22 protein-coding genes are annotated in these 23,584 nt (G+C 67.2%); 6 read left to right on the forward strand and 16 right to left on the reverse strand.

Annotated features, from left to right (window positions below; all coding sequences use genetic code 11):
- Positions 1-10 precede the first annotated feature (10 nt).
- Entirely contained in the window at positions 11-793 is a 783-nt protein-coding gene (murI, locus tag ACI2JO_RS18690; RefSeq protein WP_404722111.1) for a glutamate racemase, read from the reverse strand.
- Between the two features lie 60 nt (positions 794-853).
- On the opposite strand from murI, the gene plsY reads away from it, so the two are divergent.
- Together plsY and dprA are read left to right on the forward strand one after the other, a co-directional pair.
- Positions 854-1,540, forward strand: coding sequence for a glycerol-3-phosphate 1-O-acyltransferase PlsY (plsY, locus tag ACI2JO_RS18695; RefSeq protein WP_404722112.1), 687 nt, complete (start codon positions 854-856; stop codon positions 1,538-1,540).
- Positions 1,533-2,609 (forward strand): DNA-processing protein DprA, encoded by a 1,077-nt coding sequence (gene dprA / locus ACI2JO_RS18700; RefSeq protein ID WP_404722113.1) that lies wholly within the window; start codon positions 1,533-1,535, stop codon positions 2,607-2,609. The genes plsY and dprA overlap by 8 nt, the downstream gene beginning before the upstream one ends.
- 2 nt (positions 2,610-2,611) lie before the next feature.
- On the opposite strand, the gene ACI2JO_RS18705 is transcribed toward dprA, so the two are convergent.
- Positions 2,612-3,196: a hypothetical protein gene (locus tag ACI2JO_RS18705; protein WP_404722114.1), complete on the reverse strand. Its 585-nt coding sequence runs from the start codon at positions 3,194-3,196 to the stop codon at positions 2,612-2,614.
- A gap of 87 nt (positions 3,197-3,283) precedes the next feature.
- Here ACI2JO_RS18705 and topA point away from each other — a divergent pair, with 87 nt between their 5' ends.
- Positions 3,284-5,869, forward strand: coding sequence for a type I DNA topoisomerase (gene topA, locus ACI2JO_RS18710; RefSeq protein WP_404722115.1), 2,586 nt, complete (start codon positions 3,284-3,286; stop codon positions 5,867-5,869).
- Between the two features lie 235 nt (positions 5,870-6,104).
- Here the strand turns inward: topA and ACI2JO_RS18715 are convergent, their stop codons facing one another.
- The 3 genes from ACI2JO_RS18715 to queF all read right to left on the reverse strand — a co-directional run bounded on the left by ACI2JO_RS18715 (position 6,105) and on the right by queF (position 10,278).
- A complete protein-coding gene (locus tag ACI2JO_RS18715) occupies positions 6,105-7,385 on the reverse strand; it encodes a glycoside hydrolase family 130 protein (RefSeq protein ID WP_404722116.1) in 1,281 nt (426 codons plus the stop codon).
- A 46-nt stretch (positions 7,386-7,431) separates the two neighbouring features.
- Positions 7,432-9,705 (reverse strand): glycosyltransferase, encoded by a 2,274-nt coding sequence (locus ACI2JO_RS18720; protein ID WP_404722117.1) that lies wholly within the window; start codon positions 9,703-9,705, stop codon positions 7,432-7,434.
- 126 nt (positions 9,706-9,831) lie between these two features.
- Entirely contained in the window at positions 9,832-10,278 is a 447-nt protein-coding gene (queF, locus tag ACI2JO_RS18725) for a preQ(1) synthase (protein ID WP_404722118.1), read from the reverse strand.
- Positions 10,279-10,353: 75 nt separating this feature from the next.
- On the opposite strand from queF, the gene ACI2JO_RS18730 reads away from it, so the two are divergent.
- Genes ACI2JO_RS18730 through ACI2JO_RS18740 form a run of 3 tightly spaced genes read left to right on the forward strand, consistent with a single transcriptional unit; the run spans position 10,354 to position 13,678 of the window.
- A complete protein-coding gene (locus tag ACI2JO_RS18730; RefSeq protein ID WP_404722119.1) occupies positions 10,354-11,202 on the forward strand; it encodes a sulfurtransferase in 849 nt (282 codons plus the stop codon).
- Positions 11,199-12,392, forward strand: coding sequence for a cystathionine beta-lyase (gene metC, locus ACI2JO_RS18735; protein WP_404722120.1), 1,194 nt, complete (start codon positions 11,199-11,201; stop codon positions 12,390-12,392). The genes ACI2JO_RS18730 and metC overlap by 4 nt, the downstream gene beginning before the upstream one ends.
- Positions 12,389-13,678, forward strand: a complete 1,290-nt coding sequence (locus ACI2JO_RS18740; RefSeq protein ID WP_404722121.1) for a mechanosensitive ion channel family protein — start codon at positions 12,389-12,391, stop codon at positions 13,676-13,678. The genes metC and ACI2JO_RS18740 overlap by 4 nt, the downstream gene beginning before the upstream one ends.
- 169 nt (positions 13,679-13,847) lie before the next feature.
- Here the strand turns inward: ACI2JO_RS18740 and ACI2JO_RS18745 are convergent, their stop codons facing one another.
- From ACI2JO_RS18745 to ACI2JO_RS18795, 11 genes are all read right to left on the reverse strand, one after another.
- Positions 13,848-14,312, reverse strand: coding sequence for a DUF3035 domain-containing protein (locus ACI2JO_RS18745; RefSeq protein WP_404722122.1), 465 nt, complete (start codon positions 14,310-14,312; stop codon positions 13,848-13,850).
- Positions 14,305-14,808, reverse strand: a complete 504-nt coding sequence (gene lspA, locus ACI2JO_RS18750; RefSeq protein ID WP_404722123.1) for a signal peptidase II — start codon at positions 14,806-14,808, stop codon at positions 14,305-14,307. Before lspA ends, ACI2JO_RS18745 begins: the two co-directional genes overlap by 8 nt.
- A complete protein-coding gene (gene ileS, locus ACI2JO_RS18755; protein ID WP_404722124.1) occupies positions 14,805-17,684 on the reverse strand; it encodes an isoleucine--tRNA ligase in 2,880 nt (959 codons plus the stop codon). Before ileS ends, lspA begins: the two co-directional genes overlap by 4 nt.
- Positions 17,685-17,708: 24 nt before the next feature.
- Positions 17,709-18,635, reverse strand: coding sequence for a bifunctional riboflavin kinase/FAD synthetase (locus ACI2JO_RS18760; protein ID WP_404722125.1), 927 nt, complete (start codon positions 18,633-18,635; stop codon positions 17,709-17,711).
- Positions 18,636-18,659: 24 nt separating this feature from the next.
- Complete coding sequence (locus ACI2JO_RS18765) at positions 18,660-19,127, reverse strand: dihydrofolate reductase (RefSeq protein ID WP_404722126.1); 468 nt, start codon at positions 19,125-19,127, stop codon at positions 18,660-18,662.
- Positions 19,128-19,170: 43 nt separating this feature from the next.
- On the reverse strand, positions 19,171-19,941 hold the full coding sequence (locus ACI2JO_RS18770) for a metallophosphoesterase (RefSeq protein WP_404722127.1): 771 nt from the start codon (positions 19,939-19,941) through the stop codon (positions 19,171-19,173).
- A gap of 16 nt (positions 19,942-19,957) precedes the next feature.
- On the reverse strand, positions 19,958-20,869 hold the full coding sequence (locus ACI2JO_RS18775) for a beta-1,6-N-acetylglucosaminyltransferase (RefSeq protein ID WP_404722128.1): 912 nt from the start codon (positions 20,867-20,869) through the stop codon (positions 19,958-19,960).
- Positions 20,870-21,084: 215 nt separating this feature from the next.
- The gene (locus ACI2JO_RS18780; protein ID WP_404722129.1) at positions 21,085-21,642 is read right to left on the reverse strand and encodes an FxDxF family PEP-CTERM protein; all 558 of its coding nucleotides are present in this window, start codon (positions 21,640-21,642) and stop codon (positions 21,085-21,087) included.
- A gap of 363 nt (positions 21,643-22,005) precedes the next feature.
- On the reverse strand, positions 22,006-22,398 hold the full coding sequence (locus ACI2JO_RS18785; protein WP_404722130.1) for a hypothetical protein: 393 nt from the start codon (positions 22,396-22,398) through the stop codon (positions 22,006-22,008).
- 152 nt (positions 22,399-22,550) lie between these two features.
- Positions 22,551-23,324, reverse strand: coding sequence for a WecB/TagA/CpsF family glycosyltransferase (locus ACI2JO_RS18790; protein WP_404722131.1), 774 nt, complete (start codon positions 23,322-23,324; stop codon positions 22,551-22,553).
- Positions 23,314-23,584, reverse strand: a 271-nt coding sequence (locus ACI2JO_RS18795) for a sugar transferase (RefSeq protein ID WP_404722132.1), incomplete at its 5' end; no start/stop codon positions are given. The genes ACI2JO_RS18795 and ACI2JO_RS18790, both read right to left, overlap by 11 nt.

Raw genomic sequence — 23,584 nt, forward strand, 5'->3', positions numbered from 1 at the left:
GCTTTCGCGACTAGAGCGCCTCGATCCGCGCAAAGCCCAGCGCCGCCGCCAGCCGCCGCTCGGCATCACCAAGCCTTGTGAACACCAGCACATCTTCCGCCTGCGCCGGCCACAGCTGCCCGGCGGTCAGATGCGCGACCCGTCGCGCGATCCCCGGCCCCCCGTCGACGAATCGCACCCCCGCCGGCGCGACCGCCGCCATTTCCGCCTCCAGCAACGGAAAGTGGGTGCAGGCATTGACGATCACGTCGATCGCCGCCCCGCCGGCTTGCGCGAACAGCCCGTCCAGCTCGCGCGCCAGCGCCGCCGGGTCGGGCGCGTCTCCCGCCAGCTTCGCCTCCGCCATCTCGACCAGCGCCGCCGAGCCATAGCGCAGGACCGTGCAGTCGCGCGCGAACCGCGCCGCCAGATCGTCGACATAGGGCTGGCGCACTGTCGCCGCGGTGCCCAACACGCCGATCACCCGCGACCGGCTCATTGCCGCCGCCGGCTTGATCGCCGGCACCGTTCCCACCACCGCGACGTCGAGCGCCGCCCGCACCGCCGCCAGCGCGATCGTCGAGGCGGTGTTGCACGCGATCACCACCAAGCGGGGTCGATACCGCTCGACCAGCCGGCCCAGCAACGCCGGCACCCGCGCCGCGATCTCCGCCTCGCTCCGCGTGCCGTAGGGGAAGCCCGCCGAATCGGCGGCGTAGACGATCGGCGCGCGCGGCAGCAGCGCACGCGTCGGCGCGACCACCGACAGCCCGCCGACACCGGAATCGAAGAACAGGATCGGTCCGGAGTCCATCACACCGCCACCTAGTCCGTATCGATGATGCAGGGCAACGCTGCCGGTGGCGTACCCGAAATGTTTCGGCTAAAGCTCACGCTCGAGGGGGATCGAACACTGCCGACCGACATCATATGGATTTCGCCGGCCGCGGCATTGCTGATCGGCTATCTGCTCGGCTCGATTCCGTTCGGCGTCGTGCTGACGCGGATGACGGGCGCGGGCGACCTGCGACAGATCGGCTCTGGCAACATCGGCGCCACCAACGTGCTGCGCACCGGGCGCAAGGGTCTGGCGGCGGCGACGTTGCTGCTCGATCTCGCCAAGGGACTGGTCGCGGTCCTGCTGGTCGCCTGGCTGTGGCCCGGCGAGCAGCCGCTCGCCGCCGCGGGTGCGATGATCGGGCATTGCTATCCGGTGTGGCTGCGCTTTCGCGGCGGCAAGGGCGTCGCGACGTTGATGGGCGTCGCGCTGGGGCTCGGCTGGCCGCTCGGGCTGGTGTTCGCGATCCTGTGGCTCGGGCTGCTGGCGATCACGCGCGTCTCGTCGCTGGCCGGGATGGCGGCGGCGATCAGCACGCCCGTCACCGCCGCGATCCTCGGCGATTTCGACCTCGTGCCGCTGCTGCTCGCACTGGCGGCGATCGTGCTGTGGAAGCATCGCGCAAACATCGCGCGGCTGATCGACGGCACCGAGCCGCGCATTGGCGGCAGCAAGGCCGCGCCGACCGATTCCGAGGCGACGGGCGAGGACGCCGGTGGATGACACGACCGCACGGCTGCGGTTGATCCGGACGCCGTCGATCGGGCCTGTCAGCTACCGGCAATTGCTGGCGCGCTTCGGCACTGCCGCAGCGGCGCTCGACGCACTCCCCGATCTTGCCCGACGCGGTGGCGGCCGGGTCCCCGCGCCACCCCCGATCGCGGCGGTCGAGCGCGAGCGGCAGCACGTCGAGCGGCTCGGCGCGCGGCTGCTCTTCCTAGGCGACGCCGAATACCCCGCTCTGCTTGCCGAGATCGACAACGCGCCGGCGGTGCTGACGGTGCGCGGCGACCTGTCGCTGGTGCGGCGCACGCCGGTGGCTTTGGTAGGCGCGCGCAACGCCTCGGCGGCGGCGTGCCGCTTCGCGCGCGGGCTGGCGCAGGACCTTGCCGCCGAGGGGGCGAGCGTCGTCTCCGGACTGGCGCGCGGCATCGACACCGCCGCGCACGAGGGCGCGGGCAGCGCGACGATTGCGGTGATCGCGGGCGGGATCGACGTCGTCTATCCGCCCGAGAACCAAACACTTCAGGACCGAATCGCCACCCACGCGCTGTTGATCGCCGAGATGCCGCCGGGCACCGAGCCGCGCGCGCGCCACTTTCCGCACCGCAACCGCATCATCGCCGGGCTGGCGCTCGGCACCGTCGTGATCGAGGCCGCGCCGAAATCCGGCTCGCTCATCACCGCGCGGCTGGCCGGCGAGCAGGGGCGCGAGGTGATGGCGGTGCCTGGCCACCCGTCCGATCCGCGTGCGCAGGGCTGCAACACCTTGATCCGCGACGGCGCGACGCTGATCCAGACCGCCGCCGACGCGCTCGAACAGGTCCGCCCGATCGACGCGCGTGCCGCGGTTCGCGCGCCCAACGGTGGCTGGGGTGCCCCCCCGCCCGAGGACGCCAGCGATGCCGAGCGCGCACGGATCGAGTCGCTGCTCGGCCCGGTTCCGGTCGCGGTCGACGAACTGGTGCGGCAATCCGGCTGCGCCCCGGCGGTGGTGCAGATGGTGCTGCTGGAACTCGAACTCGCCGCCCGCCTCGAACGCCACGCCGGTGGCCGGGTCAGTCTGCAGTGACGCTAAAGAGGCTTGCCGACCTGCCCGCTCCGCAGCGTTCCACATCGCCCGCTTTGATCGGCTTCACCGCAGAAGGTAAGCGACGACAGCACCTGCGTCGCCCAGGCGACATCTTCCGCGGCCGGTGCCCGCCGTACCGCTGCCTGCACCATGGTGATCGAACGATCCCCCTGTACGGCGCGCGCGAACATCGTCTCCGCCTTGCCGGTCTGCGGGTTGCGTGGGCAATCGACCCGGATCGTCGCACCGTCACGTCCGTCCAGAGTCGCCGCGTCAATCGGCGAGGACGTTGCTCCACCGCAAGCCGCTTCCATCCCGTTCGCGACCATCCTCAATACGCCCGTCGGCGTGAGACCCATCCGCCACGGCAAGGTCTGCACGGTCAACATCCGGGTCCAGTCCTTGACGGTTTCTCCACGAGCAACAAATTCGCGCATGGTCGGGTCGCGCGGGTTGATCCACCCGAGCACCATTCCAGCATTGGCAGTCGGCGCAAGAAATTCGCCCTGCCATCCCGTGTCGCTTGCCTGCGGCAGCGCTACGCTCCCCGTCGCCAGCGCGACAACAGCCACCAATATCCTGAACATGATCGCCCCCCACTGCCGAAGCGCTTGACGCTTCTTTGAACGCCAACCACCCTCGTGCGTACGTATGAGGCTTCCTAGTTAGGCACAATGCAGCTCGTTATCGTCGAATCGCCCGCCAAGGCCAAAACCATCGAGAAGTATCTCGGCTCGGACTATCGCGTCCTCGCCAGCTACGGCCACGTCCGCGACCTGCCGCCGCGCGACGGCTCGGTGAACCCCGACGAGGGGTTCGCGATGGAGTGGGAAAACTACGCCGACAAGACCAAGCAGCTGAAAGCGATCGCTGATCTCGCCAAGACCGCCGACCGCCTGATTCTCGCCACCGACCCCGATCGCGAGGGCGAGGCGATTTCGTGGCATGTTCAGGAGGTGCTGGCCAAGCGCAAGGCGCTGCCCAAGGACGTGCAGCGCGTCACCTTCAACGCGATCACCAAACAGGCGGTGACGCAGGCGATGCAGGCGCCGCGCGATCTCGATACCGATCTAATCGACGCGTACCGGGCGCGCCGCGCGCTCGATTATCTGGTCGGCTTCACTCTGTCGCCGGTGCTGTGGCGCAAGCTGCCCGGCGCCAAGTCGGCGGGGCGCGTCCAGTCGGTCGCGCTGCGGCTGATCGTCGATCGCGAGCGCGAGATCGAGGCGTTCCGCGCGCAGGAATATTGGTCGGTCATCGCGAGCATGGAGCAGGACGGCACGCCGTTCGCCGCGCGGCTGGTGCAATGGCAGGGCAAGAAGCTCGACCGCCTGTCGATCGGCAACGAAGGCGACGCGCTCAAGGCGAAGGCGGACGTCGAGGCCGGCAATTTCTCGGTCCAGTCGGTCGAGACCAAGCCCGCGACGCGCAACCCGCCGCCGCCGTTCACCACCTCGACGCTTCAGCAGGAGGCGGCGCGCAAGCTCGGCTTCTCCGCCGATCACACGATGCGGATCGCGCAGCAGCTCTACGAGGATGGCGCGATCACCTATATGCGGACCGACGGCGTGCAGATGGACGGCAGCGCCATCTCCGCCGCGCGCGCCGCGATCGCCGATCGCTATGACGGCGGCTACGTCCCCGACAAGCCGCGGCAGTATCAGACCAAGGCCAAGAACGCGCAGGAAGCGCACGAGGCGATCCGCCCGACCGATTTTACGAAAGACCGCGTCGGCTCGGGCGACCACGCCCGGCTCTACGACCTCGTCTGGAAGCGCGCGCTCGCATCGCAGATGGCGTCGGCGCGGATGGAGCGGACCACGATCGAGCTGGCCGACGGCACCGGGCGCAACGTGCTGCGCGCGACCGGCCAGGTCGTGCTCTTCCCCGGCTATCTCGCGCTCTACGAGGAAGGGCAAGACGACTCCCAGGATGAGGATGCAAAGCGTCTGCCGCGGATGCGCGAGGGCGACAGCCCGGCCAAGAAGGACGTGCTCGCAGAGCAGCACTTCACCCAGCCGCCGCCGCGCTTCTCCGAGGCATCGCTGGTCAAGCGCATGGAGGAACTGGGGATCGGTCGGCCGTCGACCTATGCCTCGATCATCAAGACGCTCAAGGACCGCGCCTATGTGCGCGTCGAGAAGAATCGCTTCTTCGCCGAGGAGAGCGGGCGGCTGGTGACGGCGTTCCTCGAACGCTTCTTCGAGAAATATGTCGGCTTCGACTTCACCGCCGAGCTGGAAGAGGAGCTGGACGACGTGTCCGGCGGCCGCGCGCAATGGCAGGCAGTGCTCGAGGCGTTCTGGCGCGACTTCAAGCCGCGCACCGCCGAGGTAATGGAGCAGAAGCCGAGCGAGGTCACCGCCGCGCTCGACCAGTTCCTCGCGCCGTACCTGTTCCCCGAAAAGGCCGATGGCAGCGATCCGCGGCTGTGCCCGGCCTGCCACGCGGGGCAGCTCGCGTTGCGCGGCGGCAAGTTCGGCGCGTTCATCGCGTGCAGCAACTATCCCGACTGCAAGTTCACGCGCCGCTTCGCGCAGGGCGGCGACGCGGCGGCGGAGGATGCCGGGCCGGAAACGCTCGGGCAGGATCCCGAGACCGGGTTGCCGGTCGAGCGCAAGAGCGGGCGGTTCGGCCCGTACATCCAGCTCGGCGAGGGCAAGGAGGCGAAGCGCGCGTCGATCCCGAAGGACATCGGCGAACTCGACCTTGAGATGGCGCTGCGTTTGCTGAACCTTCCTCGCACCATCGGGCAACATCCGGAAACCGGTCTCCCCATCAACGCCAGCATCGGCCGCTATGGGCCGTACCTCGTGCACGACGGCAAATATGCGCGACTTTCGTCAACATCGGAGGTGTTCGAGACCGGCATGAACGCCGCCGTGGTCAAGCTCGCCGAAGCGGCGGCGGGCGGCGGGCGCCCGGCACGCGGTGCGGCCCGCGCCCCGCTCAAGGTACTCGGCGCGCATCCGCGTACCGAGGCGGAGATCAAGCTGATGGAAGGCCGCTACGGCCCCTATGTCACTGACGGCACGACCAATGCGACGCTGCCCAAAACGATCGCGCCCGACCAGCTGACGCTGGAGGAAGCCGCGCAACTGATCGATGACCGCGCGGCGGCAGCGCCGGCGGGCAAGACGAAGAAGAAGGCACCGGCCAAGAAGGCTGCGGCGAAGAAGCCCGCCACGGAGAAGAAGCCCGCGGCAAAGAAGGCGCCTGCCAAAAAGATCGCCGTCAAGAAGACGGCGGCGAAAGAGTAAACGGCAAAACGTCCCCCAATACCGTCATTGCGAGCGTAGCGAAGCAATCCAGGGCGTCGTGGTCCGTTACGGGATTGCGTCGCTACGCTCGCAATGACGATGGCGAACAACGCCGACGGCCAAGCCGCCGGCATGACGTCGGACGAGTTCGACTACGCCGACTCGCCGGCCGGACCGGTCGTTACGCGGCCCCTTGGCCGCACACCGCCGCGGGCGTCGCCGCGACGGCGACCGGTCACATCTTCCCCAGCAATTCCTTGATCGACACGAATGCGAACCCGACCGAACTGTCGGCAATCCCGTACGGCATGAACAGCTTGTCGCCATGCTTCATCGCGCCGCACGTGTAGACGACGTTGGGGACATAGCCCTCGCGATCCTGATCCGCCGCCGCCAAAATCGGTGAGCGCGTGCGACCAATGACGCGCGCCGGATTGTCCTTGTCGAGCAAGGCCGCGCCGATCGAGTATTTCCGCATCGCCCCGACGCCATGCGTCAGCAACAGCCAGCCCTCGTCGATCTCGATCGGCGGACCACAATTGCCGATCTGGACGAACTCCCATGGAAACACCGGCTTGAGGATCAGCTCGCCGTCATCCCAGTGCGTCAGGTCGCTGGTGCGGAGCAGATAGAGGTTCTCGCCGTCCTGCCGCCCGATCGACAGATACTCGCCGCCGACCTTGCGCGGAAACAAGGCGATGCCCTTGTTGCGCGCCGCGCTGCCGGTCATCGGGATCAGGTCGAACGCGCGGAAGTCACGTGTCCGCAGCAGCTCCGACTGGATCGTCGCGCCGTTATAGGCGGTATAGGTCCCCAACCATTCCTGTGTCCCGTCATCGTGCGTGAAATGTACGAGCCGCAAGTCTTCTAGGCCCTTGGACTGCGCATCGGTAATCGGGAAGATCACCGTGCCCGACAAGGTGCTGTCGCGATGGCGGTAGACCGTCACCGGCCCGCTCGGCGGCGCTTCCTCGTCTGTGCCGGTCGCGTCGGTGGCGGTCGCGAATGGCGGCTCGGGAGCCAGCTTCAGTTCGTTGTCGCTGGTGATGATCCCCTCGCGAAAGGCGACCGAAGAGATATGCCCCTCACCCACGGCGCGCAGCGACATGACGATGCGTTGCGCGCCATCCTCCATGCCCGACTGATCGGGATGCGGCACTGCGCTGGGATTCATCAGTGCGGCGGCGGCATAACTGTATTCGTGACAGAAATAGGCGCCGATCAGCTGCCGTTTTTCGTCCGAGATGCGGCTGCCGTCGAGATCGTGCGCCGCCGCGATTTCATCATAGCGGGTCATGAAGACGCGACGCGTCTGCCAGTGGCGCGCCTCGAAATCCTTCAGCACGAGGTCAAGCTGGTCACGCGCCTCCTGCGGCGACATGTCCATGACCTCGCTGATCAGCCGCTGCGAACGGCTGACGCCATTGGCATTGGCGATCCAGCCGATATGGAAGGGGCGCACCACGACGCGCGACGGATCGGCATGCAAACGCAGCCGGTGGTTGAACAGCTCCAAGGACCAGCCTCGTCTTTAGGGACGTCGAACGTGCGCGTCGTCGCCGTCAGGCGGAGACGCGCATCGTCCCTGCCACTTTTCCGACGCGCTTTGAAAGCCCCGAAATCGCGCAGGACGCCATTTGTAACGCTAGGATCGACTCGGCACCCTGATTACGGTTGAGGCCGGTCGGCATCAGCCCGTCGAAACAGCCACCGTCACGCTGCGTCGCCAGCGGCAGGTCCAGATCATTGACCCCCAAGTACCAGTCGTATGCCCGTTTCGCCTCGGCATACCAACGCGAATCGCCGGTGGCGTCGAAGGCGGCGGCACAGGCGTCGATCGTCGCTTGAGCCTCAAGCGGCTGCTGATCGAACGGCAGCGGATCGGCATAGACGCGCCCGAAGCTCTCCGACCCGACCGCGCGGAAATGCCCCTCCGGCGCGGTCTGGCGCGCGACGATCCAGTCGAGCGTATCGAGCCCGCACGCGATCAGATCGGCGCGGTTGAGCGCCAGCCCGGCGCGCAGCATTGCCTCGGGCAGCCGCGCATTGTCATAAGCCAGCACGATCTCGAACCAGCACCATTCCGGTCGCCGCGCCGCGTCGAGTAAGGCGAGATGCTCGTCGGGAAAGCGCCGCAGGATCTGCAGTGCCATTTCATGCCCGGGAGATGCCTCCAGCATCGCCGCCGCGCCGAGCATCGCGAAGGCCTGCGCACGCGGGCTGCCGAGGTCGAGCGCCAGGCTGGCGGTATTGTCGAACATCGCCGTCGCCCAATCGCGATGCTTGGGCTCGTGCGCGTCACGCGCAGTGACGCCCAGCGCCCAGAGCGCGCGACCATTCGAATCCTCCGACCCGACGTCCTCGCACCATGTCCGGTCGAAGTTCATGAAGTTGCGGAAACGCCGCGCCTCCGGATTCCACGCAAACTGCACGAACGATGCATAGATCGTCGTCCACTTGTCGCGTGTGTCAGCGTCGAGGTCCTCGACTGCGCTCATCAGCATCAGCGCACGCGCATTGTCGTCGATGCAGTAGCCGTGGCGGCGATCCGGCACCGAGAAGATCGAATGCTGGAGCATCCCCGTGGCATCGCTCATTCGCTCGACGGCCGAGATGTCGGGAGCCAACACCTGTTTGTCGGCCTTGCCGGGATGAGGAAGCCGTTGCGTCCGTGTCGACAGACTGGCCGTCAGTTCATCCATTGCCTTCTCCACCACGCGCGGCCAGATCATCGTCCTGCCCCGCGCATAAGCCCGGGCCGACAGCCGCGCGAGATTGCGCGCGCTGCCGAGCAGGTCGTTGATCTCGCGTGCGAACGCGGCCGGGTCGCGGAAATCGACCAGTACGCCGTGTCCATCGGCAAGGATTTCGGTGGCATGGACGTAGGGGGTGGAGACCACCGCCTTGCCGACGCCGACCGCATAGCTGAGCGTCCCACTCGTGATCTGTGCGGGGTTCAGATAGGGGGTGGCATAGATGTCCGCCGCCTGTAGATAGTCGATCAGATCGTCATGGTCGACGAACGCGTCGATGAACGCGACGTTCGCGCCGACGCCCAGTTCCTCGGCACGCGCCTTGAGCGAATCGCGATACTTCTCGCCTTCATGCGCGACGAGATTGGGGTGCGTGGCACCCAGCACGACATACATCGCCTCGGGATGACGCTCTACCACCGAAGGCATCGCCTCGATGATCGTCTCGATGCCCTTGCCGGGCGCGAGCAGCCCGAAGGTCAGGATCACGCGGCGACCGTCCCAGCCGAACCGCGCCTTGAACGTGTCCGGGTCCGCGAACGGGCGGTCGGGGACGCCGTGCGGGATGGTCGCGATCTGCTTCGGGTTGGCGCCATAGACGCGCTCAAGGATCTCGCGCCCGCGCTCGGCCATCACGATCACCTTCGCGGCGCGGCGCAACAGTCCCTCGAGCACGGTCCGCTCGGCGGCGCTCGGCTTTTCGAGAACGGTATGAAGCGTGACGATCAGCGGCAGCGACACGCGGTCAAGCAATGCGAGGATGTGCCCGCCCGCCTCACCGCCGAAAATGCCATATTCATGTTGAAGCCACAGCACCTGGGCGCCGCTGTTCTCGATCGCGCGCGCGGTGGCGACATAGGCGTCACGGTCGTGCTGCGGGATCGTACCGACCACCGCCTCGGGATAACCGTAGCGACCGGGATGGTCGTCCATCGCATAGACGTCGACCTGCATGTCCGGAAAGCGGGCCCGCAATGCCTGATAGGTATCGGTCGTGAAGGTCGCGATCCCGCACTTTCGCGGCAGGAAATTACCGATCAGCGCAATGTGCCCGACGTTCAGCGCTCCGGTCGACTGCTTCATCCCCTTGCCTCTGCCGATGGATACGGCGCCCAATGCGCGCGTGTTCGAAATGGTGAACCGTTATTCAGACGAAAGGTTGCTGGAATTCTGCATTGCAGCATAGCCCAACGGACTGATCGCGATCAATCAGCCGCGACCGCGATAGGGTGCGACGCCCTGATCGGGGAGCCACAACCCCGCCGGTGCAGCCCCCGATTGCCAGAAGACGTCGATCGGCATTCCGCCGCGCGGATACCAATAGCCGCCGATCCGCAGCCATTGCGGCTGCATCTCGCGGAACAGCCGCTCGCCGATCCCGACCGTGCAATCCTCGTGGAAGGCCGCGTGGTTGCGGAACGAGCCGAGGAACAGCTTCAGCGACTTGGATTCGACGATCGTCTCGCCCGGCGCATAGTCGATCACGAGGTGCGCGAAGTCGGGCTGGCCGGTCACCGGGCAGAGCGAGGTGAATTCGGGCTGCGTGAAGCGCACCAGATAGGTCTGCGCCGGGCGCGGATTAGGAACGTAATCGAGCACCGCTTCGTCCGGGGAAGCGGGCAACGTGCTGGACTGGCCAAGATGCATCGGGGTCATGCGTGCGCACATAAGGCGCAGCGTGGGTAATTGCGACCTGTTCCAAGCCGGCGCGCTGGCGCTATGGAGAGGGGCATGACCGCTCTCGTCTCCACCGAATGGCTCTCCGCAAACATCGAGACACCGGGGCTGCGCATCCTTGATGCCAGCTATCACATAGGCTTGCCCGGCGAGCCGCCGCGCGACGCCGCCGCCGAATTCAACGCGGCGCACATCCCCGGCGCGACCTTCATGGACCTCGCCGCCTTCGCCGAACCGGGTGCGCCGCTCCCCTCCACGATGCCGGCGCCAGCGCATTTCGCAAATCTGGCAGCGCGGCTCGGGCTGCGGCGCGACGCTCGGATTGTGCTCTATGACGACGCGCCGCACCGCACCGCAGCACGCGCCTGGGTGATGCTGCGCGCGTTTGGATTCACCGATGTCGCGCTCCTCGACGGCGGTCTGGCGAAGTGGAGGGTGGAGGAGCGTCCGTTGACGCAGGGTGCATTGACGCCAGTGTCGACCACGATCGACGTGCCCACTTCGGGGATCGGCCTGCTCGATCTCGCCGCGATGCGCGCGCTCCAGCAGGACGGCAGCGCACAGATCGTCGACGCGCGGTCGGCGGCGCGCTTCACCGGCGCGGAGCCCGATCCGCGCCCCGGCGTCGCGCCCGGCCACATCCCGGGATCGCGAAACCTGCCCTATCCGCAGCTTTTCAACGCCGACGGAACGTGGAAACAGGGCGACGCGCTCGCCGCCGCCTTCACCGCCGCGGGGGTCGATCTCGACCGCCCGCTGGCGATGACCTGCGGCTCCGGGATCACCGCCAGCGTGCTCGCGTTCGGCGCGCACCTGCTTGGCCGCGAGGCGGCGGTCTATGACGGCAGTTGGACCGAATGGGGCGGCGATCCTGCCACGCCCAAGGCGACGGGGGACGCATGAGCGCGCGTGATGACATTCGACCGGCAACCCGGCTGGTCACTGGCGGACGGCGCAAGGAGTGGACCGCTGGCGTGGTCAACACGCCGGTATGGCGCGCCTCGACGATCCTTTACGACGATGTCGCGCATCTGCGCGCGACCGGCGCCCGCGACACCCACCACCGGCTGTTCTACGGTCGCCGCGGCACGCCGACGCAATGGAGCCTCGCCGACGCGCTGACCGAGCTGGAGCCGGGCGCGGAGGGCACGTTCCTCTACCCGTCGGGCGTCGCGGCGGTTTCGGCGTGCCTGCTAACGCTGTTGTCGCCCGGCGACGAGCTACTGCTGGTCGACAGCGCCTATGACCCGACGCGCGCGCTCGCCGACAAGCTGCTCGCCCGGATGGGGGTGACGACGCGCTATTATGACCCGCTGATCGGCGGAGGCATCGCCGACCTGATCGGCGAGCGCACGCGCGTGATCTTCATGGAAAGTCCCGGCAGCCTGACCTTCGAGGTGCAGGACGTGCCCGCGATCGTCGCCGCCGCAAAGGCGCGCGGGGTCGCGACCGTTATCGACAACACCTGGGCGACACCCCTGCTGTTCCCGGTCATCGAACGGGGTGTCGATTATTCCATCCTCGCCTGCACCAAATATATCGGCGGCCATTCCGACGTGATGATGGGCTCGGTCACCGCCGGGCCGGGCTGCTTCGCGGCGTTGCGCGACACCAGCTTCCAGCTTGGGCAGGTGGTGAGCGCCGACGACGCTTATCTCGCCAGCCGCGGCCTGCGCACCATGGGCGTGCGACTAGACCGGCACGAGGCGAGCGCGCTGCGCATCGCCGAATGGCTGGCGGCCCGTCCCGAAGTCGCGCGTGTCCTGCATCCTGCGCTCGCCTCCTGTCCCGGTCACGACCTGTGGCGGCGCGACTTCAGGGGCGCCGCGGGGCTGTTCGCGTTCGTTTTGGCGGGCGGTGACGATGCGGCGCGTACCGCGTTCATCGACACGCTCGACCTTTTCGGGATCGGCTATAGCTGGGGCGGGTTCGAGAGCCTCGCGGTGCCGATCGACCCGCAGCGCCACCGTACCGCCACCACCCCCGCCTTCGCCGGGCCGCTGGTGCGGTTGCAGATCGGGCTCGAAGACCCCGACGACCTGATCGCCGACCTCGAACGCGGGCTGGCGGCGTGGCGCGCGGCGCAGGCGTGACCGATGTCGGCGCCCTGCTCGAGATGGTGCCGGCGCAGGCCGACCTGATCGAGCTGGCGGCGGCCGGTGCGCTGGTGATTGCGGCGCTGGCGCTGGGCGTAATGGCGCAGCGAATCGTCGGCGCCCGTACCGCCGCCTGGTGGCGCGCGCGCGTCGGGGCGCATGTCGAGGGGCTCGGCCCGCGCATCGCGACGATCATCCGACACGGCAGCGCCGCGCTGCTGCTCGCGCTGATCTACGCCGTGTGGCCGTGGGGGCCGTTGCCCGCCGCCGCAATCGGCTTCGCGATGGCGGCGGCGGGGACGCTCACCGCGCACCAGCTGATGCGCGGCGTCGGTATCCCGCGCTGGGCCGCCTATATCGTCGAGCTGGTCGTGTTCACCGCGATCTTCAGTCATGCGGTCGGCGGGCTGGAGCCGCTCACCACCACGCTGGACGCGATCGGCGTGCGGGTCGGCAGCCGCCGGCTGTCACTGCTCTCGCTGATCGAGGTGCTGGTCATCGTCGTCGCGCTGATGGCGGCGGTACGTGTCGCCAACCGCTTGACTGCGCACACCATCGCGCACGCCCGCGCGCTCGATCCGACGCAGAAGGTGCTGGCGCAGAAGATCGCCGGGATCGCGGTTGTCGTGTTCGCCTTCCTGTTCGGGATCGACCTGCTCGGGATCGACCTAACCGCCTTCGCCGTCTTCTCCGGCGCGTTCGGGCTCGCGGTCGGCTTCGGGATGCAAAAGACGATCGGTAACCTGATCGCCGGGATCATCCTGCTGCTCGACCGCTCGATCAAGCCCGGCGACGTGATCGCGGTCGGCACCAGCTTCGGCTGGGTGAACAAGATCGGCGTCCGCGCGGTGTCGGTGGTCACCCGCGACGGCAAGGAGCATCTGATCCCGAACGAGGATCTGATGACCCGCGAGGTCGAGAACTGGTCCTATTCCGACCGCAACGTCCGCGTCCGCATCCCGGTGCGCGTGCCGTATGACTGCGATCTGCAGGCGGCGCAGGCGCTAATGCTCCGCGCCGCTCGCGAATCGCCGCGTGTGCTCGACTCGCCCAAGCCGAACGTGTGGTTGACCGGCTTCGGCACCGATGGCGCGGAGCATGAGATCCTCGCATGGATCAGCGATCCGGAGAGCGGCGTCGGCAATGTCCGGTCGGATGTGCTCAACCGCTTGTGGACGATGTTCCGCGACGCCGGCATCGGCATGCCGTTCGCACAGCGCGACATCTATGTGCGGAGTTGGCCGGGCGCGGAGCGGCCAGTCGAGCCGTCGCCCCGAACCTGATCCGGACGGCGCGGCTCGGACAGAGCCACCGTCATCCCTGCGCAGGCAGGGACCCATGTCTGCCGAATGCAACCGAGCCATCTGACACACGGCGCAACGCGCTTGTGTCAGATGGCCCGATAGGACGAAACAGACATGGGCCTCTGCCTTCGCAGGAGCGACGGGGAGCTTACTGCTGCGGCGTGGGCTGCGCCGGCGTCGGCTGCGCCGGAGCCGCCGTCCCGCCAGCCGCCGCGCGTGCATCCTGCCCGTCGCCCTGCGGCGCGGCGACGATGTCGCTGGTGGTCTGCCCCTTGTCGATGACGTTGGTCGCTGGATCACCGACGCCCGAGCGGATGCCCGGCGTCGACGCGCTCGCCCCGCCGGCCTGCTCGACCACGCCCGCCTCGCCAGCGCTGCGCGCCGCCGGGCCGCCGAACAGCGCCTCGATTGCCTGCGCCTGCGGGTTGTTGCCCTGCGTGCGCGCGGCGCCCGGCTGCGGCGGCACCAGCGCGAAATCGGGCGGGATAATCAGCGGCGCCTGCCGCGCCACCGCGAACTCGTCGGGGCGGGCGCGGTCGTAGCCGCGCTTGCCGCAGCCGGCGAGCAGCCCCAGCGCCGCCATCCCGGCCACCACCACCACAGACTTACGCATGGACATTCTCCGAAACATCGTCGCGCTTCTCGCGGATCAGGAGCGCGCGCACCAGCAGAATCAGCACGCCGACCGTGATCGCGGCATCGGCGACGTTGAAGACCAGGAACGGCCGCCACTCGCCGAAGTGCAGATCGGCGAAATCGACGACATAGCCCAGCCGCACGCGGTCGACGATATTGCCGAGCGCGCCGCCCAGCACCAGCCCGAGCGCGAGCTGGTCGGCGCGCTTGCGCTCGCGGAACATCCACACCGCCACCGCGATCGCGATCGCGGCGGTGAACGCGACCAGCAGCCAGCGCGTCGTGTCGGTCTCGGCGCGCAGCATCCCAAGCGACACGCCCTCGTTCTTGGTGAAGCGAAGGTCGAAGATCGGCAGCAACGTACGATAGGCGCCGAGAAAATCGATCCGCAGCGGCCCGGTGACCAGCCATTTGACGAACTGGTCGACCGCAAACACCAAGCCGGCCAGCAGCAATCCCGCACGCGGGATCACGCTGCCGTTCCCGTCACATCGGCACAGCGCGCGCAAAGGTCACCGTCGCTGGTCACCTCCGGCAAATGCCGCCAGCAGCGTCCGCACTTGTGGTAGTCGGTGCGCGCAACGTCGACGGTCGCCGCCTCGCCCACCTTGGCGACGATGAACAGCTCCGCCAAAGCGTCGGCCGGCAGCGGCAGTTCGGGAACGGTCACTTCCGCCTCCAGGCTGGAGCGGATCGTCTTCTCGCGGCGCAGCGGCTCGATCGCCTCGGTCACGCGCTCGCGCAGCGCGCGGACCTTCAGCCAGCGCGGTGCAACATCCTCACCGGCCTCGTCGGGCAGTGTCGGCCATTCGAGGAAGTGCACCGAACTGTCGTCGGCCGGGAAGCGCGCCTGCCACACTTCCTCGGCGGTGAAGACCAGCACCGGCGCGGCGTAGCGCACCAAGGCATGGAACAGCACGTCGAGCATCGTGCGATAGGCACGGCGCTTCACGTCACCCGGCGCATCGCAATAGAGCGAGTCCTTGCGCACGTCGAAGAAGAACGCCGACAGATCCTCGTTGCAGAAGTCGGTCAGCCGCCGGACGTACCGGTTGAACTCATAGCCGGTCGCCGCGTCCTTCAGCTCGCGGTCGAGCGCGTGGAGCAGGTGGAGCATATAGCGCTCCAGCTCCGGCATCTCGGCGACCGGCACCCGCTCGTCATCGGTGAAGCCGTCGAGCGCGCCGAGCAGGTAGCGGAAGGTGTTGCGCAGCTTGCGATAGGCGTCCGAGGAGGTCGCCAGCACTTCCTTACCGATCCGCACGTCGTCGAAATAATCGGTCGACACCGCCCACAGCCGCAGGATGTCCGCGCCCGATTCGCCGATCACCTTGAGCGGATCGACGACATTGCCGAGCGACTTGGACATCTTGCGCCCCTGCCCGTCGAGCGCGAAGCCATGCGTCAGCACCGCGTCGTACGGCGCGCGCCCGCGCGTGCCGCAGCTTTCCAGCAGCGACGACTGGAACCAGCCGCGATGCTGGTCCGAGCCCTCGACATACAGGTTCGCGCGCGTGCCCTCGCCATAGCGCGCCTCGACGACGAACGCGTGCGTCGAGCCCGAGTCGAACCACACGTCGAGGATGTCGTTGACCGGCTCGTAATCGGCGAGATCATATGTGTCGCCGAGCAGCGCCTGATGGTCGGCGGTGAACCACGCGTCCGCCCCGCTCTGGCGGAAGGCGGCGATGATCCGCGCGTTGACGGCCGGATCGTTGAGATACTGCCCGCTCTGGCGATGCACGTAGAGCGCGATCGGCACGCCCCATGCGCGCTGGCGGCTGATCACCCAGTCCGGGCGCCCCTCGACCATCGCGCGGATGCGGTTCTCGGCGCGGGTCGGCACCCATTGCGTACGGGCGATCGCGTCGAGCGCGAGTTCGCGGAGGGTGGCGGCGTTGCCGTCAAACCCTCTCCCCTGCGGGGAGAGGGTTGGGTGAGGGGCCGGAGTCTCACCGAGACCGGTTTCTCTGCGAGGCTCCAACCCCTCACCCAAACCCTCTCCCCGCAGGGGAGAGGGCTTATCGTCCATCGGAATGAACCATTGCGGGGTCGCGCGGAAGATCACCTTCGCCTTCGACCGCCACGAATGCGGATAGCTGTGCGCGAAATCGTCGCTCGCCGCCAGCAGCCCGCCCGCCGCGCGCAGGTCCGAACAGATCGGCCCCTCGGCGCTGACGAACTTCTTGTTGATGACGCTGCCCTGCCCGCCGAGCCACGCCCAGTCAGCGCGATACATCCCCGCGCCGTCGACCGCGAACACCGGCTCGATCCCGTGCGCCTTGCACAGCAGGAAGTCGTCCTCGCCATGGTCGGGCGCCATATGGACGAGCCCGGTCCCAGCGTCGGTGGTGACGAACTCGCCCTCGAGGAACGGACGCGGCGTCGCGAAGAAGCCGCCGAGCTGGTGCATCGGGTGGCGCGCGGTCGCGCCTTCCAGCACCGGGCCCTTGATGAGCGCGATGATCTTGCCCATCGGGATGCCGGTGCGCTTGGTGAAGGCCGGCATCAGCGGCTCGGCGACCAGATAGCGCCGCCCGTCATGCTCGAACTGCAGGTAATCGATCGCCGATCCGTAGGCGAGCGCCTGATTGACCGGGATCGTCCACGGCGTGGTCGTCCAGATCACCGCCAGCGTGCCGGCCAGCCCCGGATATTCGGGGCAGTCGAGCACCTCGAAGCCGACGTCGATCTGCGTCGAGACGACGTCCTCATACTCGACCTCGGCCTCGGCCAGCGCGGTCTTCTCGACGGGGCTCCACATCACCGGCTTCGCACCGCGATACAGCTGGCCACTCTCGGCGAACTTGAGCAGCTCGCCCGCGATCGTCGCTTCGGCCGCGAACTTCATGGTCAGATAGGGATCGTCCCAATCACCCATCACGCCCAGCCGCTCGAACTCGTCGCGCTGCACCGCCACCCACTTCTCGGCATAGGCGCGGCATTCGGCGCGGAACTGCGCGACCGGCACCTGATCCTTGTCGAGCTTCTTGGCGCGGTACGCTTCCTCGACCTTCCACTCGATCGGCAGGCCGTGGCAGTCCCAGCCCGGCACGTAGGGCGCGTCATAGCCCATCAGCGAGCGGCTGCGGACGATCACGTCCTTCAGCACCTTGTTCATGGCGTGACCCATGTGGATGTCGCCGTTCGCGTAGGGCGGGCCGTCGTGGAGGATGAACCGCTCGCGCCCCAGCCGCTGCTCGCGCAGCTGCTGGTACAGCCCGATCCGCTTCCAGCGGTCGAGGATCGCGGGTTCCTTCTGCGCCAGCCCGGCCTTCATCGGAAAGCCGGTCTGCGGCAGGAATACGGTGTCGCGCCAGTCGCGCGGGGTGTCGGATACGTCGGCCATGTGTCTATTAGCCTTAACGGCGGGTCAGTCCGCCAGCAACTCGCGCGCGCGGGCGCAGTCCAGGTCCATCTGTGTGACCAGCGCGTCGAGGCTGTCGAACTTCGCCTCGGCACGCAGCCACTCGATCAGCTCGACCTCGATCACCTGACCGTACAGGTCATCGGAGAAGTCGAAGAAATACGGCTCCAGCAGCTCCTTGGGCGGGTCGAACGTGGGCCGAACGCCCAAATTCGCTGCGCCTTTGAGCACACGGCCGTCCGAAAGCCGTCCCCGCACCGCATAAATCCCGTACGCCGGTCGCAGATACGGCCCCATATCAAGGTTCGCGGTCGGATAGCCGATCGTCCGCCCCAGCTTGTCGCCGTGCTGGACGACACCCTCGATCGCGAACGGCCGCGTCAGCAACCGTGCCGCACCGCGGGGATCGCCACCCTTCAGCGCCGCACGGATGCGCGTCGACGACACCGGCTCGCCATCAAGCAGCACCGCGCCGACCGTATCGACCGAAAAGCCCGCACGCTCGCCCGCTGCGCGCAGCGTCGCGATGTTGCCGCTCTTGGCGTGGCCAAAGGTGAAATCCTCGCCGGTCACCACGCCCCCGATCCGCAACGCCCCGATCAACCGCTCGGCGATGAAGACGTCGGCGGGCAGCGCGGCGAGCGCGGCGTCGAAGTGGAAAACCACCATGCCGTCCGCCCCCGCCCCGGCGAACAGTCGCGCACGCTGGTCGAGCGTCGTCAGCCGGAACGGTTCGGCGTCGGGGCGGAAGTGGCGGACCGGATGCGGATCGAAGGTCGCGACCAGCGCCGGCCGCCCCTCCGCGCGCGCGCGATCGACCGCCCGCGCGACGACCGCCTGATGCCCCAGGTGAAAACCATCGAAATTGCCCAGCGCAACGATCGCGCCCGCCAGGGCGTCAGGCACCGCCGCGCCGCCGTCAAGCCGCTGCATCGGCCGCCCTTAGCGCCTGCACCGTCACCGTACCAGCGTCACGAAATCATAGCCCGGGCGCTCGCCGTCCGCCGGATGCGCGACGCGCGCCACCTCGCGCCAGCCGGTGAAGGCCGGCACCACCGTATCGCCCTCGGGTGCGCAATGCACCTCGGTCAGTTCGATCCGGTCGGCACGGTCGAGCAGCAACGCAAAGATTTCCGCGCCCCCGACGACCGTCACGTCGCCCTCGCCAGCGAGCGCCAACGCTCCCTCGACGTCGTGCGCCACCTCGGCCCCGCCGGCGGACCAACCGCGATCGCGCGTTAATACGATGTGCCGCCGCCCCGGTAAGGGTGCGGGAAAGCTCTCGAAGGTCTTGCGCCCCATTACCATCGGCGTGCCCATCGTCAGCGTCTTGAACCGCCTGAGATCCTGCGGCAGCCGCCACGGCAGTCGGCCGTCGATGCCGATGACGCCATTGTCTGCGCGCGCGAGAACGAAGATGATCATGCGCGCCGCGCTAGGCGCGAATGGCCCGTGAGAAAAGCACCCGTCACGCCCGGTCGAGCCGGCTGGTCAGCGTCCAGCGCGCCTCGCGCTCCAGCCCGAGCGCTGTCAGGCGCCCGGTGCGATAGGCGCCGGTGTCGATCGCGATGCGATTGTGACGGTACTCGACCTTGGGCACGATCGTGTGCCCATGCACCACCACCACCCCGTGATCGACGGTGCTGGTCAGGAAGTCCTTGCGAATCCAGCGCAGGTCCCGCGCCGCCTGCTCCTCGATCGGCACGCCGGGGCGGATGCCGGCATGCACGAACAGATAGTCGCCGATCCGTACCTGATCCAGCATCGCGCGAAGGAACGCTAGGTGGCGCGACGGGATCGCCGAGCGAAGGACGCGCGGCAGTGCCTCTGGATCGTCCCAGAAGCGCGCCGGATCGACGCCGTAACTCTCCAGCGTTTCGGCGCCACCATGATCGAGCCAGCCCACCACCCCGTCGCTTTCCCCCGCCAGGATCGCGAGCAGCATTTCCTCGTGATTGCCGCTAAGAACGTGATATTGCGCGCCGCTGCGATCCCCGGTGGTCAGCAGGTCGATCACCTTGGCGGACCCGGCTCCACGATCGATCAGGTCACCGATAAAGACGATATGCAGCGTCGCCGCACCGCCGCGCTTGGCATGATCTTCTGAGATCCAGCCCAGCAGTGGCTGCAGAAGGTCGGCGCGGCCGTGGACGTCTCCCACCGCATAGACGCGCATCCCCGCCGGCACCGAAGCGCGGCGCGGCGGCGGCCAACCGAGCAACTGGCGCCATCGTCCCATCGCGGCGCGGAGCAACTCAGTCGAACAGCATGGCGTCGATCCGGTCGAGCACCGGCGCGCCGTGCGCGAATTTGCGCGCGAAATGACCATTGGACGCGCATATCGCGCCAAGGTCGCCCTCGGTCAGCAATTGCGGATGCGCGCCCCCACCATTCCACTGCGCGTAGCGGCGATTGTCACGCACCAGCGTGAGGTCCGGTTCATTGCAGAGCACGGTCTGGAAGTAACATTCATCGGGGCAACTACGCATCGTCAGATGCTGTTGCAGCTTCAGATGTTGCGGCGTTGGATGAAGCAACAATCGCGCGACCCGCGCATTGCCGGTGAACCAATGGTCGCCATAGAAACACGGGAAGGAACGCGAAAACGGACCGAAGGGCGTTGCAAACGGCAAATGCACCGTGAAGCGCCCCGGCCGCACCCGCCGTCCGCCGTCGTTGAAGCGAAGCATCGGCAACCAGATTTCCGCGCCCTCATAATGACTGCGCTTGAGGCGGCGATTGCCGTCCGATTCGAACTGGTCCAGTTCGGGATTGCGGGGGCCGAAGCGCGCGGTGGCGCTGTCGGCCGTGTCGCCGATCTGGCGATAGTCGATCAGCGCGTCGGCGCCGAGTTTCACCAGCTCGTCGCGAACCGCCTCCGCCCGGCGGATCGGATAGTCGGATGCGCTCATCAGGACGAACCAGTCAGGCGCGGCATGATCGTACAACAGCCGCAGCGCCGCAAAAAAGCCGCGCACCACGGACCATTTGGCCCAGCCGGTTCGGATCGACGGCTCGACGAAGCGCACATTGCCGGGAAAGGCGCTCACATCGATCGGACATTGTGCGTGATCGTGATGGCAGGCGATCGGCGGATCGTCGTACAGCCGATTCAGGGTCCCGACGAGTCGCAGCAGCTGTGCGGGATCGCGATGCGACAGGATCACGAAACCGATGATCGGGTGTTTCGTCAGGGGACAGGCTCCGGTCACAGCGGCGGGATAGCAGCGCCATCCTAACGTTACCCTACCGCCCAGGTCGATTCGACAGCTCACGTAGCGCGGCAAGCGCCATAGAAAAACGGCGACGTACCTGCGAAGGTACGCCGCCGCTTTTCAGATCGTCACCGCCACGGCGCGGAAGCGCCGGTGCGATGCCGCGATCAGATCGCCTGCGCGAACCGGACCGACGGGCGACGGCGCATCGCGTAACCCACGATGCCGAAGCCCAGGATCATCAGCGCCCAGGTGCCCGGCTCCGGAACGGCGCTCTCGAAGCGAACGTTGCCGGTGTAGGTGCCGGCGTCGCCCGTGAGCTGACCCTTGATCGACAGCTTCTGCGGGTTGGTCGCCGACGACAGGCCGCCCAGCGGCGAGATCGCCGAATAGCCGACGACGTTGTTGTTGCCGTCCAGCACCTGGTTGATCTTCAGCGCGGTCCCGTTGAGCAGGATCTCGGTGAAGGTCAGCGTGCCGTCGAAGGTCAGGGTAACGGCGCTGGCGCCGACCTTGCCCATCGTCGGAACGACGAACTGGTAGGTGTCGGTGTAGAACTTCGCGGCGTTGATGTCCGCCGTGGTTACCGTGTTGCCGAACGTACCGGTCCACACGCCCGGCGACGTGGGCGAAAGCGAGATCGGCTCATTGACCAACGTCGCTGCCATTGCCGGCGTCGATGCCACTGCTGCCGCGACGATGGCGGTCGCAAAAATCTTCTTCATGCTTGAAACTCCCCTTACACCCTGTTGACGTCCGTCCGTACCACTCACGCGACCCGCCGATATGATGGCGGCGATGAACCGTTCTGACCGGCCACCTGATGATTCGATGTATCGCACCTTAACGACGCGAAAACCATCATCTTTTTATCGAGACCCCGCTTTCCTTGCCCTGTGCTGATTTTGCACTGCCGGGAAGGCGACACCTAGCGATACGGCCTGATAAACATGCTTCTACGCCGTTTGGATGCGTCGCAACATCGACGACGCAGTCCAGTTTTGGGACGAATGAAGCAGATGGGACGGCGGAATGTCGGCTACGGCTAGGATGCAGGATTGTCGCCGGTTTTCGTAGCGGTCCGGCAGTCAGCGCGAGCGGGTGAACAGCGATCCAGCAGCGGCTTTGGCGACGATCGAGACCCCGCCGATCTCCAAGATCCAGTTCCACCTGGCGCCAAATAGAGACGAACTTATGAAGCGGTCGACATGATGAAACGAAGCTGCACGAATGATGACATAAGTATAGATTAAGCAAACGCCCCACGCCGCCGATCGCATGTTGCGCCGCAGCACGGACAAATGGCGCCACACCAATGTCGCCAATATTATTCCAAAAGCGGCGGCACCGGCGATGAACGCAAGCTGAAGCACGCGGCGCTCGGCAAACCAGCCGTGACGTAGCGCATTATCGCGCAGCAGCTGCGTGAACAAGGATTGCAGATCAAGCTGCTTGTTGATGCCAAGCGCGAACATCGCCACGGCGATGACCGTCCAGAGCCGCCATCCCCTGTGTCCCTCGCGTTGCTCGCGACTCGCCGCCGCTGCGCACGTCACCGCAGCGATCAGGTATAGCGCGACCGTCACCCACCCGATCGCGCCCGGATCACCGATCCCCGGTGTCCAGCGCGGGCTCACCGCTCCCGGTGCCAGCGGTGCGCGAGCCGAAAAATGCGCGGCCCGTCAATTAGATATCGCCGCCAAAGACGTCCGGGCTGCGAGGCGAGCCGGTGTGCCCATTCGAGACCGAGCCGCTGCACGGCAAGCGGCGCACGACGTTGCCGCCCGGTGATGAAGTCGAGCGACGCGCCGATGCACAGCGCGCACCCGTACGCGCCGCCCGCCTGCGCGATCCGCGCCGCTAGCACCTCCTGCTGTGGCGACCCTACGGCCAGCAGCAGGAAGCGCGCTCGCGAGTCTCGCCCGAACGTCACCGCTGCCTCGATCGCGGTCGGATTCTGCAACATCCCCATCGGCGGAATATGCTGAATCAGGTCGAGTCCTGGATAACGCGCGCGCAACGCCGCCAGCAACGCCGCGTCTCCACCGATGATCGCGATCCGATCGCTAGGCTGCGCCACCTCGGCGAACAGGCGCACTGTCAGGTCGCTGCCCGGTGCCAGCGGCAACGCGATGCCATAGTATCGTGCGAGTCGTGCCAGAACCCGGCTGTCGCACAGGGTCAGCGCCGCCCCACGATAGGCCTGCCACAATTCGCGCCCCAACGGCTCCTGCTCGCCCAGCGACTCCAGCCTGACGAGATGGTCGACATTCGGCGTCACGACATACCGAAACGGCGTTTCAGAAGTGATTCGCATGAGCCACGCGACCGCCGCGTCGGTGTCGAGCGGGTCGAAGTCGATGCCGATGAAGGCGCGGCGTCCGGCCGGCACGGGCTCAATAGGCATTCTTGTCGAACGCCAGATTGACGACGGTCTCGACCATGATGCGCAGGTCGAGCATCAACGACCAATTGTCGATGTAGTAGCGATCGAGCTCGACGCGTCGCTTCGCGCGGTCGATCGTCTGGATCTCGCCGCGCAGCCCGCGCACCTGCGCCAGACCGGTAATACCCGGCTTGACCCGGTGCCGCGCCCCGTAACCGCGCACCGCATCGAAATAATAATGGTCGCCGACCTTCATGTGCGTGGCATGCGGACGCGGCCCG

The sequence above is a fragment of the Sphingomonas sp. NPDC079357 genome, assembly GCF_044901155.1.
Classification (GTDB): domain Bacteria; phylum Pseudomonadota; class Alphaproteobacteria; order Sphingomonadales; family Sphingomonadaceae; genus Sphingomonas.

Excerpts from the sequence above, each read along its gene's own strand:
- murI (WP_404722111.1), bottom strand. The coding sequence starts at position 793 with ATGGACTCCGGACCGATCCTGTTCTTCGATTCCGGTGTCGGCGGGCTG.
- plsY (WP_404722112.1), top strand. The coding sequence starts at position 854 with ATGTTTCGGCTAAAGCTCACGCTCGAGGGGGATCGAACACTGCCGACC.
- ACI2JO_RS18705 (WP_404722114.1), bottom strand. The coding sequence starts at position 3,196 with ATGTTCAGGATATTGGTGGCTGTTGTCGCGCTGGCGACGGGGAGCGTA.
- topA (WP_404722115.1), top strand. The coding sequence starts at position 3,284 with ATGCAGCTCGTTATCGTCGAATCGCCCGCCAAGGCCAAAACCATCGAG.
- ACI2JO_RS18720 (WP_404722117.1), bottom strand. The coding sequence starts at position 9,705 with ATGAAGCAGTCGACCGGAGCGCTGAACGTCGGGCACATTGCGCTGATC.
- queF (WP_404722118.1), bottom strand. The coding sequence starts at position 10,278 with ATGACCCCGATGCATCTTGGCCAGTCCAGCACGTTGCCCGCTTCCCCG.
- ACI2JO_RS18730 (WP_404722119.1), top strand. The coding sequence starts at position 10,354 with ATGACCGCTCTCGTCTCCACCGAATGGCTCTCCGCAAACATCGAGACA.
- metC (WP_404722120.1), top strand. The coding sequence starts at position 11,199 with ATGAGCGCGCGTGATGACATTCGACCGGCAACCCGGCTGGTCACTGGC.
- ACI2JO_RS18745 (WP_404722122.1), bottom strand. The coding sequence starts at position 14,312 with ATGCGTAAGTCTGTGGTGGTGGTGGCCGGGATGGCGGCGCTGGGGCTG.
- ileS (WP_404722124.1), bottom strand. The coding sequence starts at position 17,684 with ATGGCCGACGTATCCGACACCCCGCGCGACTGGCGCGACACCGTATTC.
- ACI2JO_RS18760 (WP_404722125.1), bottom strand. The coding sequence starts at position 18,635 with ATGCAGCGGCTTGACGGCGGCGCGGCGGTGCCTGACGCCCTGGCGGGC.
- ACI2JO_RS18765 (WP_404722126.1), bottom strand. The coding sequence starts at position 19,127 with ATGATCATCTTCGTTCTCGCGCGCGCAGACAATGGCGTCATCGGCATC.
- ACI2JO_RS18770 (WP_404722127.1), bottom strand. The coding sequence starts at position 19,941 with ATGGGACGATGGCGCCAGTTGCTCGGTTGGCCGCCGCCGCGCCGCGCT.
- ACI2JO_RS18780 (WP_404722129.1), bottom strand. The coding sequence starts at position 21,642 with ATGAAGAAGATTTTTGCGACCGCCATCGTCGCGGCAGCAGTGGCATCG.
- ACI2JO_RS18790 (WP_404722131.1), bottom strand. The coding sequence starts at position 23,324 with ATGCCTATTGAGCCCGTGCCGGCCGGACGCCGCGCCTTCATCGGCATC.